We start from the raw sequence: 19,139 nt of genomic DNA, 5'->3' as shown, positions 1-19,139 counted from the left end.
AGGTTCGATACGAGGTGAAGATCGATAACTTTCTAGGAATGGTCTATCTTGCAACCATGTGCATTGGATTTAGGCATATATGAGATCCGCTCTAGTCAAGTTGAATTCTCGGCTAGGCAGCAGGCTTGGCTAAAAACTGCGATGAGATCGCACAAATCGTACAGTGACGAGTATTCTATAGGCGTTACGAAGTATCAAAGGTTTTGCTCCCCTTAATATCAGGAAAGTCTTCTAGAAGAATATTGGAATAACAGCAGTACTCTTCTCGAACTCACAGGATACATCGGATACAGGCTCATCTCTCAATAAATTGCTTTCTCGAATCACCAGCCGCACTTTGTATTTGCTAGAGTTTCTGCTACTGGTATCCACTTTCAAGCCCGCAAGCTGAGTGTAGATAAGATTCGACCATTCCTGGCTTAGAGTCCCATCGATAAAGAGCGATAGGTGAAATCGTTGTAAATCTAAATACGCAAAGTCCGAACTCGTCTGTAGATCTATATTCAACTCTAAGGAGCCATCATCATCCAAAAATTCTCCCTCACAAATCCCCGAACTAACCGTTGGCAATGTGATGTTTTGGAGGCTCATGACCTTGAAATCTTGATCGCTCGACTCCACGTATGCACCCTGAGTGGTCCCTAATTTACGGACAAAAAGCCTTTCGTTGGGCAACACTTTTACGCAACCTTTGGATGTTAGCAGGGAGTCTGATCGCTCCCAGATTTGGTCTTGCTCACGAAACACCAGCATGGAATCACTTTTACTTCTGCCGCCGTTCGCTTCCTCGAAGACTCCATAGTTTACGTCCTGCTCGGCTTCTTCACCGCACTCTATGGCCACTGTGTCGAAGTCGTTGGTAACCTCAGAGCCACACGATGTCATGAGAATGTACAATGCGAAGACTACGGATGTTTTCAAATAAGTAAAAGACATAAAGGACCTTTTCCAGCGGGTTCCAATCTTAAAATGTAGAGCCAAGGCTACTAAAAACTGCTGACTATTATCATACTCACCACCATAAAGTCAAGGTGGCATATTGGAAATGTAAAGAATATCCCGAACTTTCATCGAGTTTCAAGATAAAATTAAATATATCGGTGGATTACGAGGCCAGCAAGAAATAGTATTAGAATCTAGCTGTGAAATCGGCACTTCATAGCTTTCGAAGGAAAAAAGACCCCGACTAAGCCGGAGTCTTTCTTTGGTAATTACTTAGCTGTAACTGTTACGTTATCGACAGCCCAAAGCACAGGCTTGTCAATACTACTGCGGTAGCGGAAGCCAATTGTGATGCTCTTTCCCTTATAAGTGCTAAGGTCGATTTCACCTGAATTTGCGAAACCAGCAAACTTTTCAGGAATGTTGAAACCCTTTAGCTCAACCCAGTTAGCATTAGGCTTAGCTGGATCAAATTTATCGCTAACAAAAACGCCAATTTCATCATTGATGGTGTCTGGTCCGAAGCGACGTTCGTGATCGAAGCTTAATATGACGGCTTCGTTAGTGTATTTTGAAAGGTCAAGCTTCTTGCTGTAAAGCCAGGTTTCGTTTTCAACATTGGTGTTATAACCGTTTATCGATGCAGACGATGCACCATCTTTCTTGTAATTGCTCCAATCCTTAACACCTTTAGTGACTAAACTGGTGAAACCACCAAGGTCGCCACCTTCGAAATCAGCGAAAAGGATTGCCCCTTCTGGCTCTTTAGGTGATTCTGGTGTTTCTTTCTCAACATATGTACGCTCTGGAATCGTACCATCCACCTTGCTGTAGGTATAAGGCTCTTTGTCTTTCATTTCTTTTGTGGCTTTGTCAACCTGGCCCTTCAAGAACTTATCACCATCAACTTTAAAGTAAACTATCCACGCACCTTTAGTGGTGTCTACTTCTTGACTCTTACCTTTTGGATTATCAAAATCAAAGATAGTTTCAGACTCTTTCATTCCAGCAGCGCGGAAATAACCTTTGTCGTTGTAGCTAGAAATCTCGGTATCTTTATATACTCTTACGACTTTACTGGTCGATTCCTCACATTTTTCATCTTGGAAGATCTCTTTGGTCTCGCTAAAGTTCGGACCTTCCCACGAAATCCAGTATATAACATGACCGTTATTGTCAGGTGCTGGAACACAAGCCTGGCCCCAAAGTCCTTGAGCGCTGGTCACTGCCTGATCTACCAGAGCAGCCCCATTATCGTCGCCACCATTGTTACCATCAGTTCCTGGCTTCGGGGTCTGAGGAGCTGGTGTTTCAGTTTTCGGCGCAGGCGCTGGCTCGTCATCCGAAGATGAGTCACTACCGCAAGCTGCTGCTGTCAAGGCTAAAGTCAAGTATAACGATTTCTTTAAAAGCATTCTCGATCCTCCTTATTCATAGTGGAGGTTCTATTACATAATAATTTTATAATATCCATATAATTACTATATCCAAACACAATATTAATATTATCTTTACAAAAGAGCGCTACTTAATACACTTTGCTTAAAACACTGTATTTTCTTGCTCATTAGTTTAAACTCACGATTCTTTTGAATGAGTCACGGTGATTAATGCGTCATTGTGATATAATCAGGCTATGCCAAGCCAAGAGCAAAATATTATTGAGCAAATCCGAGAGCAGAATTACGCTCTTTCCTTCGACCGACGGAATCAAAGGGTAATCCTCCGCTTTCATGTGGATCTGTGTCTTAGCCACTGGCGTCCTATTCCAGAGATCGAGAAGAAGGTCAAAGCCAAGATCAAAGCCCTAAAACACGATCATAAGATTACCTACGCCACCACTCACTTTAAGAAGTTAAAAACTATCTGGAAGATGATTCGCCGAGAGGAATATTGGCCAGAAGACAATATCGTTCGCATTACGATGGCTCACTGTGGGCAAGACCTAGAGGAAATCCAGGTGGAAGTCTGTGAAGACTATGATTCCATTGCTAAGGTGATGATCGACTATAGCCCCAGATTGTATAGCTTGGGGTTCGCTCACTTTCGCTCCATCCTCTACGAGCGACTCAAGGCTAAGAAGATCAAGGATAAGCCAAGCGACGCATGCATTCGCTATATATTACTCAGCCTTCGCCAGAAAAAAGCCAGTGCTAGTTTTCTACTTTTCACAGCCATCCCCCAAGACCTCGATCACAATCATTATGTCGTTCGGAACTCGTATTATGGCTACTACTATCTCGTGATTGACGAGATCGATGATAATGAGCGCCTCCTGGCTCTGGTGATTGAAGAGATAAAGGAACGATTGCTACCCAAATTGCCCAGCCAAGCCATTCAAAACTTTACCGATGATTTTCACCATATTAAGCGCTACCTGCTCAACAAGAGCACAGCCTTTGGCTTAAATCTGCCGTTTGATTTTCTGCTAGCCTATCAATCCGACTCGAAAGACTCGCTCAAAGTGCTTTCGGCAAAAGAAGTCGGCGATAACGTGGTCAAAGCTCCTCATGAAAAGGTGATTGACTCTAAAGTTCCTACGGAGACAGAGCCTTTCTCCATTGACATAAGACTAGCAGCCGATGAGATGGTCGCGACAATCATATCAATTCGGGGGGCAAAGCCGACTCCGGATGAATTCTTAGAAGCGCTCGAAGAGCATGGCGTGACCCATGGCTACGAACCATATTTAGACGAAATCCTGTCGGATATGAACCAAGGCAATGGTGTCAATCAGCGTATTGTTGCCAAAGGCAAGCTTCCCGAGGGTGGTCACGATCCTTATCTTCACGTTCTCCATCAAGAGCTTGGCCAACGAGAGTACCGCCTCGGCGTCGACGAAGGTCAAAGAGTGGCCGAAATCCGATTCAAGGATGGGGTCGACGGATATACCGTTACTGGCCGCGATCTCCACGTCTTAGGTCATGTTAAGGATACGAATGTGGTGATTGGCGACGGCATTCGGCTAGGAGATGATGGTCGCCTCTACACCACTTATGGGGGGATGATTAAGGCTTCTAGCGACTCCATCTACTGTCAAAAAACGCTGATACACAAGGGCGACTACTCACCAAAATTTGGCACTTTCGAAGCGAAGAATCATGCAGTGATTGAGGGCGATGTAGAAAAAGGCTCCCACCTAAAGATCAAGGGCGATCTTACGATCAAAGGCGCTTTGTTTAGCGACCTAGTGAGTGTTCAGGGGAATCTAACTATTGAGGGTGGAATATTAGGCGACAGCCAGAACCCTATGTTTGTTGGTGGGAATATAAAGGCCAAGTACTTCGATCAGCTAAAAATAATTTGCCAGGGCACCATCGAACTCGATGAATATATTCTGCGGAGTCATGTGGTCTGTGCAGGACAACTCCTTTGCCAGGGAGTTGTTTCAAACAGCCGGGTATTCGTGAGTTCATCCATGAAAGCCTTGGACATCGGCGACGATAACAATAATCCTGCCAGCATTGCCATCGGCGTCAATTTTAAGGATATGCGCGGACTTACCATTCTGGAGTCGCGCCTCCACAATATCGAAGAACTCTGTAAACGGGAGCAAGAGCGATTAAAGCAAGCCCAGGAAACAAATCGCAAGTTAGAGGAAAAATCCAAGCGCAAGAAGATCAATCAAGGCATGTACACCACCATCGAAGACAAGCCTGTGGAAATCAAACCTATCGAGGCCTACCTGAGAAAAGCCGAGCAGGTTCTGGCCAAAATCAAGGCAATCTTAGCGGCCCGCAAGCGTCGACTCACATTTAACACCAACGCCATTTTAGTAGTAGATGGCTCTGTCTATCGTAATGTTAATATAGATATGGAAAAAAAATACTTCGCCCGCGAGATGGTCGCGGCTGTGTTTTTCTCCAACGCCGATGGTTCGGGCCAAACTCCGAAGTCACTAGCCGATATGGCAGAATTTAAAAGTAAGCACTCCGACATTATCATTCCTGGCGAAGAAGACAAAAAAGCTCCAAGCCAAAAGGAAGCATCCTAGGGCATGAGGATTTCGCAAACATGGCGTAACGCAGCCAACAATGATTTTTCGACTTCCATTCATATGCATCGCCACTGAATAGGCAACCAGAAAACGGGACTCAAAAAGCATTGGGGGCAAGGCTTGCCTGGTTTGCTAAACCGCAGCGTACATACGTACGTGAGGATTTCGCAAACATGGCGTAACGCAGCCAACAATGATTTTTCGACTTCCATTCATATTCATCACTACTGAATACGCAACCAGAAAACGGGACTCAAAAAGCATTGGGGGCAAGGCTTGCCTGGTTTGCTAAACCGCAGCGTACATACGTACGTGAGGATTTCGCAAACATGGCGTAACGCAGCCAACAATGATTTTTTGAGCCCCGTTCTTATTTGATGCTCACACTTTATAAGCAATATCTATTCTGATTTTTGAAAAAATCACCTAACATACATTTCTATTAGTCACACGTTGACGAGTCAATGTTCAATTATTTCAAGCGGAGCTGATATGAAATTATGGCTAAAGCCTTTTTTCAACATTTCACTAGCCTTTCTGACAGTCGCATCGGGAGCCTGCACCACTAGCAACGATGGCTATGAATCACCAGTGGATCTATCGTCAAAGCCCGAGGCTGTTAAACGGAAGTTTAAAACCCTTACCCTGAAAAACCAGCTCGACGTAATGTTGATCTCAGACCCGGATGTAAAGCAATCTGCCGCTGCACTCAATGTCGCAGTTGGCTTTGGCGAAGACCCCGATGGTCAAGCTGGTATGGCTCACTTCTTGGAACACATGCTCTTCCTTGGTACTAAGAAGTTTCCAGATGAAGGTGAATACAGTCGCTACATCGCCAGCCATCAAGGCTATAACAACGCATATACAACATTTGAAAATACTAACTACTTCTTTACCATCAACCACCGCGGCTTCGACGGTGCCCTCGATCGCTTCTCTCAATTCTTCATCGCTCCCTTATTCACTCCCAAGTTCGTAGAACGTGAAAAAAATGCGGTGAATAATGAATTTGAGAAGAATAAGCAAAATGACAGCTGGCGGGTCTATGAATTAGCCAAGCTGGACATCCGTAAAGATCATCCAGCATCCAAATTCGGCACTGGTAATAATGAAACCCTGAAGTCTATCACTCGTGATGACTTGATGGCCTGGCATAAAAAATACTACTCCGCAAATAATATGACTCTTGCACTCATCAGCAGCGCGAGCCTTGATGAAATGGAAGGCATGGCACGCAAGTACTTCAGCCTTGTCGAAAATCATAAAACGCCGGAGGTCAAGTACAGCGACAAAGTTTTGGATGAGTCCCGTAAGCTTTCCATATACCATGTCAAGCCAGTCAAGGACCACAAACAGCTGGCGATTAGCTTCAACCTCCCTCCACAGAGCCAAAACTATAAGAACAAAGCCCACGATCTGATGGCAAGCCTCATTGGTTCGGAGCATCCCGGCGGACTCGCACAAAAACTCAAGGCCAACGGTTGGGTTACCGATCTCTTTGGTGGTGCTTACGATCAATCCCACCAATTTGAGCTATCAGTCACTTTGCATCTAACGGACAAGGGTGCGCGCGACTATCAAAAAGTATTGGACGAAGTATTCGCCTACTTGAACTTCATCAAAGACCAAGGAATTCCTAAAGGGCTGTTCTACGAGAAGAAGGCCTTGGCAGAAACCTACTATGTCTACCCTCGCTTTGAGGAAGGTGGCAACTACGTCGCGCAGATGGCTGCTGCCATGCAGAAGTTCGGTAGCGATGACCTGCTCAAGAAGATGTACCTTTACGAAGAGTTTTCTCCTGCTGCATTCGAAGCACTCTTCCCTTTCCTCAAGCCAAAGTATGCGCAGATTTTCTTTAGCCAACAAGACTTCAAACCTGATAGCAAGGAGCCCATCTACGGTACCGAGTTCAAGGTAGAAAATCTCAGCAAGGATCGGGTTGCCAAGCTAGAGTCGATGAAATCAAGCAAGTTCACCTACCCCTCTGCAAACCCCTACATTCCTGAAAACCTAGAATTGATTTCCGATACTATGGCGAAGCCGGAGCAGGTTCTAAATAAGAACGGCGTCAATATCTGGTTTCAGGGAGACACAGCCATTGGCTTGCCACGAGGTCACATCCGTGGTCGCTTGATCTACGATCAACCAAGCCAGTCCGCAAGAAGTTACGTGACCAATCAGATCTATAGCAAGATTATCAGCCAAAATTTCGCGTCTTGGTCGGAGCAGTTACAACTTGCCGGTATCAACCTTGGCGTCTACCCAAGTTACGCTGGCATAAACTTTGAACTCGACGGTTTTTCAGACAAGCTTCCTCGTGCCATGGCAGACTTCCTTGAAAAACTTAAGGGACTGGAAATTCCAAGCCAGACTTTTAAAGATCAGAAGGACGCCTACGTCAAGGATCTGCGTAATGCAGCCTTCGAAAGCGCTTATCAGCAGGCTATCAAAAAACTCCGTTCTGAAATGAATCGTTACACACCATATGTTCCTGATCATCTGAACGAGGCCGAGAAGATCACTCTGGCTGATGTTAAAGCCTATCACCAGAAATTTGTCCAAAAGATTGCCGTTCAAGCAGTCGCCTATGGCAACTTGAGAAAAGACGATGTAGTGACAAGCTTCGCAAAGCTTGGCAGCAGCTCATCTGCGAATACTCAGTTCTTAGACAAGGCTTATATCAATCCTGCCCGTGCTAAGAAAAAGCCCGTCTCTATGAACACCAAAGACAACAACGATGCTTGGACAGCCGTTCGTTTCGTGGGTCAGCGAGATCCTAAGAACGAAGCCTTTTCAAGGATTCTTACAACTCTTATCTCGGACAAATACTTTAATGACCTCAGAACTCACCAGCAACTTGGCTACGTTGTTGCTGCGTTCCCATACCAAGACCCTATCAATGTTGGCGTGCAGTTTCTAATTCAATCTAGCAATTACCCTAGCAAAGAGCTATCCAAGCGCACGGAAACCTGGTTGAAGGGAGAGCGCAACCGCCTCGCAAAAATTTCTGACAAGGAATACACTCAGATTCAGCAAGGCCTTTTGGCTAGGCTCACAAAACCATTTAAAACCAGTGAAGAGTTTGCCGGCCAGATCTTCAGTGAAACTTTCATCATGGACCGGGTTGGTTACAGGCAGCAATTGATCGACGCAGTCGCCGCGCTGGATGCTAAGACCTTTAAGGCAATGGTCAAAGAGGCAATGGCCCCTAAGGCAACGGAAGTTTCAGTTTTTGTCAATAAACCGAAGTCTCGATCGTAAAATTTGTTAATTAACAAGATCCACCCCTCGGCGCCAAGGCCGAGGGTTTCTCCTCTGCCAATTCCAACTAGTTCTCGACAAAAGCTGTTTTTCATGCCGTACAGGACTCCACTCAGCTGAAGACTTTTAAATCACGAAGAAAAAAATTATTTCTCATTGCTGTTCCCTAAGATTTTCATTACAACAACCTGGTTGTGATAGAATAGAGATGTCATTTTGTCTCATTAGAAAAGATAAAGTACTTGGAGAATCAATGTCATTAAGCGACGAATTTAAGGCTGCTAAAAGACGCATGTTGGCCATGCAAGAGGCTGAGAAGAAGAAAGCTAAAGCTCCTGCGAAGCGAGGTTCCCGTCAAGCAACCGAATGGTCGAAGGAAAGTGAAATCGTAGCGTACTATCTGTACAAAGCCGATTCATCCAAGTTCCTCAAAGAAAACTACTCGAAAAAGAGGAATGTATCGGTCCGGGCCATGTCGATGAAAATCAATATGTTCCAAGAGTTGGAGCGCGGTGGTAAGCCAAAGTCTGTGAGCCCTCACGCGCAAACGATCATCTCTGAATATGGGCACTTTCCAGTTGATCAACTGCTGAAAGTCGTCGTCTCCATTCACCGCGGTGAATTCACTGGCCAACCGCCAAAATTAGAGTTGGAAGAAGAAGAGACGGCACCCGAACATGAAACAGTTATCAAGCGCTAGAAATTAGCGACAGTATGAGAGGCCTCGCCTCTCTTTTTTTGTCCTAAAAACGCAAAAAAACCTATAATTTCCACAAAAAGCGTTGGCCGACCGCCCAACCAACTGCAATAACTGCATTTTTTTATCATCCATAGATTGACTTTGGTAATTTTACCATTACATTCACAATGAATGTTAGCGAAGGAGCAAGCTATGGCATTAGTTATCATCCAAAAACCAATTCATAAAATCACTGCTGGAGTTGTTAACTTCATCAAAAGCAAGCGACCATTCTTCGACGGCAAAGAGCAGATGGAATATCTGGTCAACCATGACGAAATGAAGAGTAAGTGTAGACTTATGACGACCTTCTAGAAAGAAAGATCATCTTGTTAGAACAGAGTATGACTTTGTAGCTAGGGCTGCCGAGTGCTGTTCACCTGATCAGAAAGAATGGTCTTCATCAGAGGATGACGACCGAGAGGCGGGGCGATACGTACGCTCACATGAGGGTGTCTTGCCCGAGCTTCTTCTGTTAGTCGGGGAATGTCTTTTTGAATGTGTTTGCCGGGCATGAAAAAATAGGGAACGACGACTATCTCATCAGCCCCCTGCTCGACACACTGTTGAAATGCTGAAGCGATATCCGGTTGAGCTAGCTCCATGTGAGCCGACTCGACAATGTCATAAGGAGATTCATCCGCAAACTCCTCGATAAAGCTTTCAAATAGCCGATTACTTTCTTGAAGTTTAGAACCGTGGTCCACCACAATCACCGCAAGCTTTGTCATTTCCCAAACTCCTTGAGAGGGCGAAGTTCAAAGACTTCAACCCCCAAGTCACAAGTCATACGAACCTACAGTACCTCGCAGATATCGCACCACTAAAACACTTTTACTTCTTAACGCACACCTTTGCCTCGTCAAAGAACGCACCTGGTGCACACTGGTAGCCTGTACCGCAGTCCGCATCTGACTGACAAATGCAATCTCTACTCAGATTACAACCGGGGTAAGGCTTCTTCAAGGCACTATCTGAGGCAATCACGTTCCAAAATTCATTTTCAAACCGCCCCATAGGATCAAGTTCATTCTTTAAGTCCACAAAGTCTGCTGCTCGTCCGTAGCGGACCAAGGTATCTTTGAAGATCGGTGTCGAGTTTTTGGCCCAATGGGGTCGACCCTGGTATTTTTGATAGGTCATCTGCACGATCTCGTCGTAAACTTCGGTGCCTTGTTCGTAGCGATTTGGATCGGTCTCCTTTGGGATATGGATTTCAAACATCATACTATCTGCGCCATGAGATGACGATAGCCACGAGTCAGAGGCCTTGGCGAATCGCATATAGACACCGAGTACTGGAAAGCAGGCCTTGCGAGCTGCAATGATTCCCCGGACATCCTGCATCCAGTTTTGCAGTTCCGCAATAGGAATCGCTAGCTCTTGAGTTCTCGACACCGCACCAAAGTCCCAAGGACATCGGCCTTTGGCGCAGGTTGAGCCTAGCATTCGGTGAGCGAAACCAACTGGCTCCCGACCTGAAGAATTCACAGCCTTGATAGGCGCAGCCCAGGCATTTGCTCTTACACCTGCAGCACCACACTGTACGATCTGAGGCAACCGGTTCAGAGCATCATAAGGTAAAGAGCCGAAGATACTAGTTGGTCCAGCAGATGTTTCCCAGAGGTTGTGATAAGACTCACCAGCCTCTTCCACAGGAACTTGATCATAGTAGTCCACAATATATCGTCCGACTCCTACGAACCAAGATACCCGAGCGTAATCGTGAGAGCGTACTTCCTGCTCGATCAGCTGCTCTAAATCCCTGTCTGAACCAGCTTTGTATCCGTAGCGAAGCTTAAACATATCTTCCACTTTAAGGACAACCTCAACAATGGCTCCAAGATACCCAAGATGAACAGCCGCTTCGCGAGCTTCGGCACCCTCAAGAATTCTAATTGAACCCGTACCGTCAACAATCGTTAATTTTTCAACATAGTCATGGATCCCCGCATGGCGTTTCAAAGACGAATGGTGGGCCCCCGTCCCCATGCCACCAGCTACGGTAATTCCAGAGTAATCAGCTGTCGTGGGAAAGATCAGCTTATAGGCTTCCAGTTCACGACCAAGTTGATCGATAGTGATCCCAGGCTGAACTGTGACCATCTTATTTACAGCATCCACATTAAGAAGCTTGTTCATGGGTGCGACGTTGATAACAATGCCACCTTTTTCGGGGCACAAAACTTCACTGTAGCTATTTGGATTATCGATGGAAACAACTTTAAGAGCACGATCTCTGGCGACAGCCAAACGCACGGCATCTTGAACTTCAGCGATCGTACTCGCCGTAATTACATCGCTGGGGTTACAGCGAATTGATGATGAATAATTATAGAATAGGCGATTCGCGCTCTCTTGATCGTCGAGTCGGTTTGTGAGAAACCGTGCTGCTCGTCCGAGCAGGTCCTGAAAAACCGTGTTTTCATAGGTTTCTAGCTTATGACCTAAAGTCGTGGCAAAAACCATAGACTTTCCAACTGGGTGAAGCCATGCGAGTAGCTCTTTGCCATCGTCGGTGCTAAGCAACGGGATCACATCATCGGTACGGGTGATGTTGTAGTAAAGCTCATCCTTTGGTGCAACCCAGCCCTCTGGAACATTAGCTACGATTGGATGATCGGTTTCGATTCTCGTGGGTAGCTTTTTCTGGAACAAGGAATGTGAGGTGGAATCGACTCCGCTAAACCTCCACCAGATCGGAAACTCTTTGCCGGCTTGCTCATTTTCCCAAGCTTTTCGATCTGCATCAAGTTTACGGCGACCAAAAAACCCAAGGTCCGATGACGTTCCTCGAAAATTATGCATCGCGCAGTGTAACAAGATCATGGGCACACCAAGGTCTCGGGTTTGCCGAATGATGTTCTCAGCCCAAACGTACTCTCTGGTGTCGGCAAGACAGGCGTTGTAAACGATCAGGTCGTAGCCTTCCCCAAAGTTTTCCTTGCCTAAAAATTTTGTCAGCTCCTCATAGCTGCGTCCCACTATGGAAACATCGCTATCCAATTGCTGCTCTAGCAGCAGTTCGGTAGCTTTCCCTTGAGCTTGATAGTCGTGATAGCCGTTAGAATAATCGGTCAGGTAAAGAACTTTGGCCGGTGCTGACCAAGCCTTCAGGCCCCATAGCAGAGCGAGGGGTAAGACCCATAATAATTTAACCACTTTAACTCCCGTAATGATAAGATGGTTGTAGAAAGGCGGCAGTCTAGGGTTGTCCCTCAAAGCTGTCAATGCCCTGATACCGGGCGCCTTCAGGAATTGCAGCATTTCGTAATCACGGTGAGCTGGCTGACTCGTGAGACGGCAAACTCACTTGAACAAACATGTTATTATGGCTTATACTTACTGAATATGACACTCGAATTGATTCGTTTTTTCAACTCCTGAGTTTCGCGCCGCGGACTACATCGAGAGAGGGTTATCGTGATAGCTAAACCGTTTCCCATCGCCGTCATCGATGACGATGAAACCACCTGTCACCTGGTTCTTAAATCACTTGAAAGCCTCACAGAGTTGCAAGTGGAATCCTTTGTTGATCCAACCGCTGCGATGCCAGCACTCATGGAGAATCAGTTCGCAGCGGTGATCACCGATATCAACATGCCACAGATGAACGGCAAGGATATGATTCGAGAACTATCACAATCCATAGGGGGGATTCAGTTTTATGTGATCACCAGCATCAAAGATCGTGACCTCGCCCAAGAGTGCTATCGGCTTGGTGCTCGCGGCTTTCTTCTTAAACCATTTACCAATGAGCAGGTTCAAGAAATTGGCCAAGAGATTGCGAGCAACCTGAATCGCTGGAACGAGCTAAATATTGCCTTCAATCTTCTGGGCGGTACTGCATAACCCCAAGGCACGGAGGAGATCCCAATGCCGAAGGTACTGATTGCCGACGACGACCTCGACCTTCTTGAACTCATGACCATGGAGCTGAATGATGCTGGCTATGAGACCTTGTGCACGTCCACAGGGGAAGAAGCCCTCAAAAAATTCCAGGAAGACCCGGACGAGATTCAATGTATTATCACTGACTACCATATGCCCGGGCTCACAGGGCTAGAGCTTGCATCGGCAATAAAAGATCACCATCAGATTCCCATCGTGGTGATGAGCGGTCGGGATGATCTTGATCTTGAATCTCTTTATAATAAAGGTGTCTCAGGAGTTCTGCCGAAGCCAATTCGCTTTTCTACCTTAATCGAACTCCTTGAATCCAACCTCAAAACAACTTTGGATATGGTTGAAGGCAATAGCAAGCAACGACAGACACTGAGACGCTCTCTAATGGACCTAGAAGGTCTATCCTGTAAAATCTATGCAGATCACGGCACCTTCGATGCAAAACTTAAAAATATTAGCAATGGCGGTATCGGAGTCATTCTTGATCTAGACCTAAAAATCAAGTCCCTTGGTCAGATTCGCTTTGAAATCAGTACTCCTCAGGATAAAATTACTGGTCATGCAGTGATGCGATGGAAGTTCGTTGAAGGCGACTCCTTGCGAGCAGGATTCCAATTTGGGCGCGACACCCAGGAGGCTCTGGCAGGCAACAAGTTTCTCCACCTTCTCATGACCTTCAATGACGACGGAACTGGTTAGTTCACATGTCCCCTTCACTCCACCGTTAGAATCCAACTTAGTTAATTAATATCAACACCTTAGAAGATTTCCCAAGATACAAGAAAATTTAAAAACCTCAGTTTCGAGGCTTGAAATGCGCTCTTTAAAAAAGCGATACAGCCCTATTTCCAATAAATACTTAGAGTTATCATAATCCACCGGCTTCTGTCCTAGCCCGCTGGCTAAAAGTCAGAAATTGGCCTTCGCCATCGCACCCAATCTAGTTCAATATTATCAGCATATTAGAGAATTTACTGGCTCCGGTACGAGACTTGTAAGGAGTGTCGTGGAAATTGAAGTTGCGTTCTAAAGGAGTATGCTGTGTCACGTTTAGTAGTTGTTTCAAGTCTAGCTGCAATGTTTATGTTCTCAGCCTGTGGTGTGAAAGAATCAGAAGTCAGTAAATACCGTAAAAGTAAAGTATCTGAGCAGGGTGCTGATTCAGATGATACCGACCGATTTAATGGTAACAAAGACGAGTCTTCAAGTGATAATGACTCTAGCAATGGTAATGATAGCACTGGTGGCAAAGATCAAGATGGATCAAGTGCGGATAGCGGAGATTCAGGAAGCGGCAGTGGCGAAGTCACAGCTCTTCGCCAGGAAGTGATGGACGCTTGGACGACAGGGGTGGATGGTAACCTTCCTTGTAGCACCTGCCATGATGATTTTGATCTCCCCACTAGCCAGACCGTGGAAGCTTTCAAAATGAATATTGCTTCTGACCAAGGCAACATCAAATTTAATCATGAAAAAGCTGGTCTCCTCAGTGGCGACCAAGTTCAAGTATCTGATTCTTGGATCGAAGAGGCAATTTCGTATATCGCTGAAAGAAAAGAAAAAGCGAACCAATTCTAAATAATCGATCTATACTGGAAGCCCTAAACGTTCCATGTATATCTCCTCTTAAGCTTCCTAGTTCCCGGACTAGGAAGCATTTATAGCGTGAAGCCCATCTGTAGAAGAGGATAGATTCGATCTGCTGGAATACTACGATCCGTGAGATTCTTGCTAAAGGATTGACCAAGCCAGTTAATTCGCCAGCCAGTGCCCACGGCTAAGTTATAGCGAGCTAACCAAGAATTGGGTTCGGTGAACTCAACACCCCAGAGCAAGGTAATTTCGCTATAATCGTGGCTCGTGGCTGAGCCGTCGGGAACAAAGGTTCTATGATAGCTCGTCTGACCGTACTTAATGTCTGAGCTTAACACAACGGCTTTGCCGGCCCAAGTTTGGATCGGTTCGCGGACATACCAAACAATCCCGAGGTCTCTTGCCCCTTCCACTGCTTCCTGATTATCATCACTATACAATCGCACCCCATAGACCAATCCAAACTGTCCCCACCCTTCGAGTTCAGGCCCCAAAACATGAAAAGCGGTGGAACTAGCCTCCAATTGATAAGCCTGCATCTGCACTGTTAGCAGGCGGTCTTCGGCCATCAGCGAGCCATTGATTAACAAACACAGTAAAAAAGTTAAGAGCCGCACCATCATCGAGCCCTCTTGTATACATCAAGAGCAATTTCCCTTTGTTTCTTGTGATCAACAATAGGTTTAGGGTAAATCTTATGATCGTTGATGGGGCTATGGAGCTTTTTAGCAGGCAAATCCTCTAGCTCACCCACATATCTCTTTATATACTTGCCATCGGGATCAAACTTCTTGCCTTGTAGCCAGGGATTAAAAATCCGAAAGTATGGTTGAGGATCGCAACCAGTCGACGCTGCCCACTGCCAGCCGCCGTTATTAGGTGCTAAGTCACCGTCGAGAAGGGTTTCCATAAAATACTGCTCCCCCCAACGCCAATCGATAAGTAAGTCCTTCGTTAAGAAGCTTGCAACGATCATCCGCACCCGATTATGCATCCAGCCGGTTTGCTTTAACTCTCTCATCCCAGCATCGACAATAGGAAACCCCGTCTTACCTTCTTTCCAGGCGTCAAACCAAGTCTTTGAGTTAGACCACTCAAGATCTTTATATTGCTTTAGGAACGGCTCGTTCTCCACTCGGGGATGCCGCGCTAGGATATGGTAGTAGAACTCTCGCCAGATAAGTTCATTGAGAAACATATCCGATCCAGTTTCCTTCTTGCCAAAAGGCTCTAGACCTAACTCAGCCATAACCATCGGTGTTGTAATAGAGCCATTCTTCATATACATAGATAGCCGCGATGTGCCTTGGATAGACGGGATATCTCGTTTCTCGCCATAGTCGTCCATACGATCACGAAATGATCTTAGTTGCTCCAAGGCTGCCAAACTTCCTGAACGTGGGATGGTGACGCTTACTTTTCTACTGTTGCTCTCAACATACCGGTTTAAAACGTCCTCGGGGCCTGATTCCCCCTCCCATAACTTATCCCAGGTCAGCTTAAAGATTTTGTCAGCTTTGCCCGCAGCCAGCTGATCTAAGTAACGGAGACCTTTTTTATAGTATTCCACCCGGCTATTGAACTCTTCATCCATGACCAACTGATTCCACTTCCGTGCGAATGGGGAAAACACTTGATAGCCACCACCGCCGTCTTTTTCTAGTTCGTGTGGCTCAACGAGAAGGTGATCTCGTTCATGAAACGATGCCACACCGTAGCTTTTCATGAGATCTTCGGCTCCTTGATCCCGCTCAACTGCAAACGGCTCGTAGTCACGGTTCCAAGAGACTTGGTGAGGCAAGGAAATATCAGCGGCCTTCAGCTTCTTAAAAAGCTCCTTAAACCCATGCTGTGGGCCGATGTCTAGCACGAGCAGATCCGACCCTATGGTTTGCAGCTCTTTTTTTAGAGCAACGATAGCTTCTAAAAAGAATTGAAAGCGATTGATTGAAAAATCGTCCCGATCTAAGAACTTTTTATCAAAGCAAAACACTCCTAAAACCCGGCCCTCGCATTCGTGACACTGCTTAGCCAAGGCGCGGTTTCCAGCGACTCTTAAATCCCGTCGAAACCAATGAATTCCATATTTCAAATTGAGCCTCTTTCTACTTCACACATAACGAAACTTTCACATTATCTGAAGCCTTGAAAAAAAACACGGCCAGTCACCAAGCAAATCGTGGCGCTATACGAGAGTCAGCTAGAACATCAGATCAACCAACATTAGGTCCAGGTCAATCTCCCTCATGACAATATAGCTCCCCCTCGCCCTTGGTGTTGTGACTATTTTACCATGCCTATATGCCTTGCGATGCATCCAAAGCTGGGGTAAAACGAAGGCTAAAGGAGACATGATGACTGTATTAAAAAAAGCACGTTTTATCGAAGAATTCCCTCCAAAGAAGCTGACTGAAGCCATTCCTAGCCAATTAAATGAGCTAGCAGCACAATTTCCCCAGCATTTGTTTTCTTCTGACAAAGCCGAGATCATCGCCTGGAATCAAGATCTCGCTGCTGAACTACAGGCCGATCAGAAGCAGATCGAGGCTTTACTCTTAGGAACGAGCCCAGCCAAAGACAGCTTTGCGTATAACTACAGTGGCCACCAATTCGGGAATTGGGCTGGTCAGCTTGGTGATGGGCGCGCCCTCGTCATCGGCGAGCTGGAGGACACCCAGGGCTGTCGCCAAGAGCTACAGCTCAAGGGCGGCGGGCTCACGCCCTTTTCGAGGCGCGGCGATGGATTCGCAGTCTTACGCTCCTCGGTGCGTGAATATCTAGCTTCAGAAGCGATGCATCAGCTTGGAATTCCTACCACTCGTGCCTTAAGCTTGGGCCTTACAGGAGATCCCGTTCTTAGAGATCGCTTCTATGATGGCAATGCTGCCTATGAAACAGGAGCCATCATCTGCCGCACTGCCCCTAGCCTGCTCCGATTTGGCAACTTTGAACATCTGGCGGCTCAGAACGATGCGGAAGGCTTAGAAAAGTTACTTCGTTATTCCATTAAAACTTTTTTCCCACACCTAGAGCAGGAAGGCCAATCGACCAATGGCTTAGTGGTGGCCTTTGTTGGTGAGGTACTGGAGAAAACTGCGAAATTAATGGCTCAATGGCAATCCATTGGGTTTACCCACGGCGTTATGAACACAGATAATATGTCCATCTTAGGCCTAACGATTGACTACGGACCCTATGGTTTCATGGAACATTTTGATATTTCCTACACCCCTAATACCACCGACCTTCCAGGCCGTCGCTATAGCTACGGACGCCAGCCACAGGTCGCCGCATGGAACCTACATCGCCTCGCTAGCGCCTTGTTGCCACTAAGTGATGAAGAAAGCTTGTTGGCAGTTCTAAAAACATACGAAACAGAATACAACCGAGCCTGGAGCAAGATCTTAGGCGAGAAGTTCGGCCTTAAGCCAGATCATCAACAGTTTTCAAATTTGGTAGAGTCGTTCTTTAAGCTGCTAGCAGACCACAGGGTCGATATGAACTATGCTTTTAGGGAACTTTCACAAGCAATGCGAGACCAGGATCCTCATCACTTTCTTGCAGCACTGGAATCCTATGGCAGCCCATCTCTAGACGCCGATGCAAAAACCTGGCTTTCTAGCTATAAGGACGCACTAGGGGAAGACTCTGAGCTTGGCTCAAGAATGTGTCGCAGCAACCCAAGATTTGTATTAAAAAATCATGTCCTCCATCGCGTCGTTGAAGACTTAGATAAGAAAGACTATAGCAGCCTTCAAGAGGTTGAAAAAATCATTCGGCAACCCTATAACGATTGGCCCGATCACGGTGAACTTTACCAACCTGCACCGGCTTGGGCTCAAAGTCGGGATATCCAGATGAATAGCTGTTCATCATGAGATCTCTCGCTCCCTCTCCTTGACTGTAGTAAGATGTCAGTTGCGGTAAATCAAACTCTGGTCAAGGAACGCTAGTATGGCTGCTGTCTCGTATTTGCCTATCAAGCCTCTTATCATCTGGATGAGCATATCTGGAAGCTTATTTGCAGTTGATAAAGACAATAGTAGAATCCTGCTACCAGAAATCGAAGGTTGGGCAAGCCCCAAAGGCGAGGGGTTTGCCAGTGAACTTTTGGACGCCGTGGTAAAACTTCAATCTCTTCAAGTTTCCCTATCTTATTTCCCCTTGAAACGAGTCCTTCTCTACTTTAAACAAGACCCCCTGTCTTGTTTTTTCGGGGGCGATCTCAAGACTCTTGCAGCAATAGACGATTTTTTTAAAAAGACGCCTCTTCTTGAAAGCGATCCATTTCTGGTCACCCACTACTATGCCTATACCCTCGCTGCTCAGCCCAAAATATCATCCTTAGATCAGCTAGCCGGAAAAGCCATTGGCACATTGCGCGGTAATGACTTCATTGCGACTAAATCGGGGCCAAAAGCCAGGCGCATTACCTACTACAATTCTACGACGGCCTTAATCAACTCCCTAAAGAAAGGTCGCATTGAGGTGGTGATTCACCCTTTTCCTAACAAGAAGTCTCTCACTGGGGATTTGAACGTCGACCGATCATTCAGCTTATGGGCAATTCGGGAGAGACTGCTGTGTCGGGATACAGACAATAATAGAGCCTTAATTGAGAGCTTCAATGTAGGGTTGAAAAAAGTAAAAGCTCAGAAAATTTACCAAAGAGTCTACGATAAAAACTTCATGCAATAGCCC

At 46.1% G+C, this 19,139-nt stretch carries 15 protein-coding genes; 9 read left to right on the top strand and 6 right to left on the bottom strand.

What is annotated here, in order from left to right; translation table 11 throughout:
• Positions 1 to 231: 231 nt before the first annotated feature.
• Together B9N89_RS22115 and B9N89_RS22110 are read right to left on the bottom strand one after the other, a co-directional pair.
• The gene (locus B9N89_RS22115; protein WP_132322741.1) at positions 232 to 936 is read right to left on the bottom strand and encodes a hypothetical protein; all 705 of its coding nucleotides are present in this window, start codon (positions 934 to 936) and stop codon (positions 232 to 234) included.
• Between the two features lie 275 nt (positions 937 to 1,211).
• Complete coding sequence (locus B9N89_RS22110) at positions 1,212 to 2,357, bottom strand: choice-of-anchor J domain-containing protein (RefSeq protein WP_132322739.1); 1,146 nt, start codon at positions 2,355 to 2,357, stop codon at positions 1,212 to 1,214.
• A gap of 221 nt (positions 2,358 to 2,578) precedes the next feature.
• Here B9N89_RS22110 and B9N89_RS22105 point away from each other — a divergent pair, with 221 nt between their 5' ends.
• The 4 genes from B9N89_RS22105 to B9N89_RS31490 all read left to right on the top strand — a co-directional run bounded on the left by B9N89_RS22105 (position 2,579) and on the right by B9N89_RS31490 (position 9,254).
• Positions 2,579 to 4,936 carry a FapA family protein gene (locus tag B9N89_RS22105; protein ID WP_132322737.1) on the top strand — a complete coding sequence of 786 codons (2,358 nt, stop codon included), beginning with the start codon at positions 2,579 to 2,581 and terminating at the stop codon, positions 4,934 to 4,936.
• A gap of 495 nt (positions 4,937 to 5,431) precedes the next feature.
• Positions 5,432 to 8,200, top strand: a complete 2,769-nt coding sequence (locus B9N89_RS22100) for an insulinase family protein (protein WP_132322735.1) — start codon at positions 5,432 to 5,434, stop codon at positions 8,198 to 8,200.
• Between the two features lie 253 nt (positions 8,201 to 8,453).
• Positions 8,454 to 8,900, top strand: a complete 447-nt coding sequence (locus B9N89_RS22095; RefSeq protein ID WP_132322733.1) for a hypothetical protein — start codon at positions 8,454 to 8,456, stop codon at positions 8,898 to 8,900.
• Between the two features lie 192 nt (positions 8,901 to 9,092).
• A complete protein-coding gene (locus tag B9N89_RS31490; protein ID WP_159455558.1) occupies positions 9,093 to 9,254 on the top strand; it encodes a hypothetical protein in 162 nt (53 codons plus the stop codon).
• A 41-nt stretch (positions 9,255 to 9,295) separates the two neighbouring features.
• Here B9N89_RS31490 and B9N89_RS22090 read toward each other — a convergent pair whose 3' ends face one another.
• Positions 9,296 to 9,670, bottom strand: a complete 375-nt coding sequence (locus tag B9N89_RS22090) for a CbiX/SirB N-terminal domain-containing protein (protein ID WP_132322731.1) — start codon at positions 9,668 to 9,670, stop codon at positions 9,296 to 9,298.
• A gap of 103 nt (positions 9,671 to 9,773) precedes the next feature.
• Positions 9,774 to 12,101 carry a D-arabinono-1,4-lactone oxidase gene (locus B9N89_RS22085; RefSeq protein ID WP_159455557.1) on the bottom strand — a complete coding sequence of 776 codons (2,328 nt, stop codon included), beginning with the start codon at positions 12,099 to 12,101 and terminating at the stop codon, positions 9,774 to 9,776.
• Between the two features lie 261 nt (positions 12,102 to 12,362).
• Between B9N89_RS22085 and B9N89_RS22080 the strand changes: the two genes are divergently transcribed.
• From B9N89_RS22080 to B9N89_RS22070, 3 genes are all read left to right on the top strand, one after another.
• Positions 12,363 to 12,791 carry a response regulator gene (locus B9N89_RS22080; RefSeq protein WP_159455556.1) on the top strand — a complete coding sequence of 143 codons (429 nt, stop codon included), beginning with the start codon at positions 12,363 to 12,365 and terminating at the stop codon, positions 12,789 to 12,791.
• Between the two features lie 24 nt (positions 12,792 to 12,815).
• Positions 12,816 to 13,544 (top strand): response regulator, encoded by a 729-nt coding sequence (locus B9N89_RS22075; RefSeq protein ID WP_132322725.1) that lies wholly within the window; start codon positions 12,816 to 12,818, stop codon positions 13,542 to 13,544.
• A 342-nt stretch (positions 13,545 to 13,886) separates the two neighbouring features.
• Positions 13,887 to 14,423, top strand: a complete 537-nt coding sequence (locus tag B9N89_RS22070) for a hypothetical protein (protein WP_132322723.1) — start codon at positions 13,887 to 13,889, stop codon at positions 14,421 to 14,423.
• A gap of 80 nt (positions 14,424 to 14,503) precedes the next feature.
• Here B9N89_RS22070 and B9N89_RS22065 read toward each other — a convergent pair whose 3' ends face one another.
• Positions 14,504 to 15,061, bottom strand: coding sequence for a hypothetical protein (locus B9N89_RS22065; RefSeq protein WP_143478240.1), 558 nt, complete (start codon positions 15,059 to 15,061; stop codon positions 14,504 to 14,506).
• Positions 15,058 to 16,530 carry a cryptochrome/photolyase family protein gene (locus B9N89_RS22060; protein WP_132322719.1) on the bottom strand — a complete coding sequence of 491 codons (1,473 nt, stop codon included), beginning with the start codon at positions 16,528 to 16,530 and terminating at the stop codon, positions 15,058 to 15,060. The genes B9N89_RS22065 and B9N89_RS22060 overlap by 4 nt, the downstream gene beginning before the upstream one ends.
• A 262-nt stretch (positions 16,531 to 16,792) precedes the next feature.
• Here B9N89_RS22060 and B9N89_RS22055 point away from each other — a divergent pair, with 262 nt between their 5' ends.
• A complete protein-coding gene (locus B9N89_RS22055) occupies positions 16,793 to 18,316 on the top strand; it encodes a protein adenylyltransferase SelO (RefSeq protein ID WP_200820764.1) in 1,524 nt (507 codons plus the stop codon).
• A gap of 76 nt (positions 18,317 to 18,392) precedes the next feature.
• Positions 18,393 to 19,136, top strand: coding sequence for a substrate-binding periplasmic protein (locus B9N89_RS22050; protein ID WP_132322715.1), 744 nt, complete (start codon positions 18,393 to 18,395; stop codon positions 19,134 to 19,136).
• Positions 19,137 to 19,139 lie beyond the last annotated feature (3 nt).

The organism is Pseudobacteriovorax antillogorgiicola, from assembly GCF_900177345.1.
GTDB classification, from domain to species: Bacteria; Bdellovibrionota_B; Oligoflexia; order Oligoflexales; family Oligoflexaceae; genus Pseudobacteriovorax; species Pseudobacteriovorax antillogorgiicola.
This window is presented reverse-complemented; position numbering and strand designations above follow the sequence as displayed.

Coding starts and splice junctions, on each gene's coding strand:
- B9N89_RS22115 (WP_132322741.1), bottom strand. CDS start 936: ATGTCTTTTACTTATTTGAAAACATCCGTAGTCTTCGCATTGTACATT.
- B9N89_RS22110 (WP_132322739.1), bottom strand. CDS start 2,357: ATGCTTTTAAAGAAATCGTTATACTTGACTTTAGCCTTGACAGCAGCA.
- B9N89_RS22105 (WP_132322737.1), top strand. CDS start 2,579: ATGCCAAGCCAAGAGCAAAATATTATTGAGCAAATCCGAGAGCAGAAT.
- B9N89_RS22100 (WP_132322735.1), top strand. CDS start 5,432: ATGAAATTATGGCTAAAGCCTTTTTTCAACATTTCACTAGCCTTTCTG.
- B9N89_RS22095 (WP_132322733.1), top strand. CDS start 8,454: ATGTCATTAAGCGACGAATTTAAGGCTGCTAAAAGACGCATGTTGGCC.
- B9N89_RS31490 (WP_159455558.1), top strand. CDS start 9,093: ATGGCATTAGTTATCATCCAAAAACCAATTCATAAAATCACTGCTGGA.
- B9N89_RS22090 (WP_132322731.1), bottom strand. CDS start 9,670: ATGACAAAGCTTGCGGTGATTGTGGTGGACCACGGTTCTAAACTTCAA.
- B9N89_RS22075 (WP_132322725.1), top strand. CDS start 12,816: ATGCCGAAGGTACTGATTGCCGACGACGACCTCGACCTTCTTGAACTC.
- B9N89_RS22065 (WP_143478240.1), bottom strand. CDS start 15,061: ATGATGGTGCGGCTCTTAACTTTTTTACTGTGTTTGTTAATCAATGGC.
- B9N89_RS22055 (WP_200820764.1), top strand. CDS start 16,793: ATGACTGTATTAAAAAAAGCACGTTTTATCGAAGAATTCCCTCCAAAG.
- B9N89_RS22050 (WP_132322715.1), top strand. CDS start 18,393: ATGGCTGCTGTCTCGTATTTGCCTATCAAGCCTCTTATCATCTGGATG.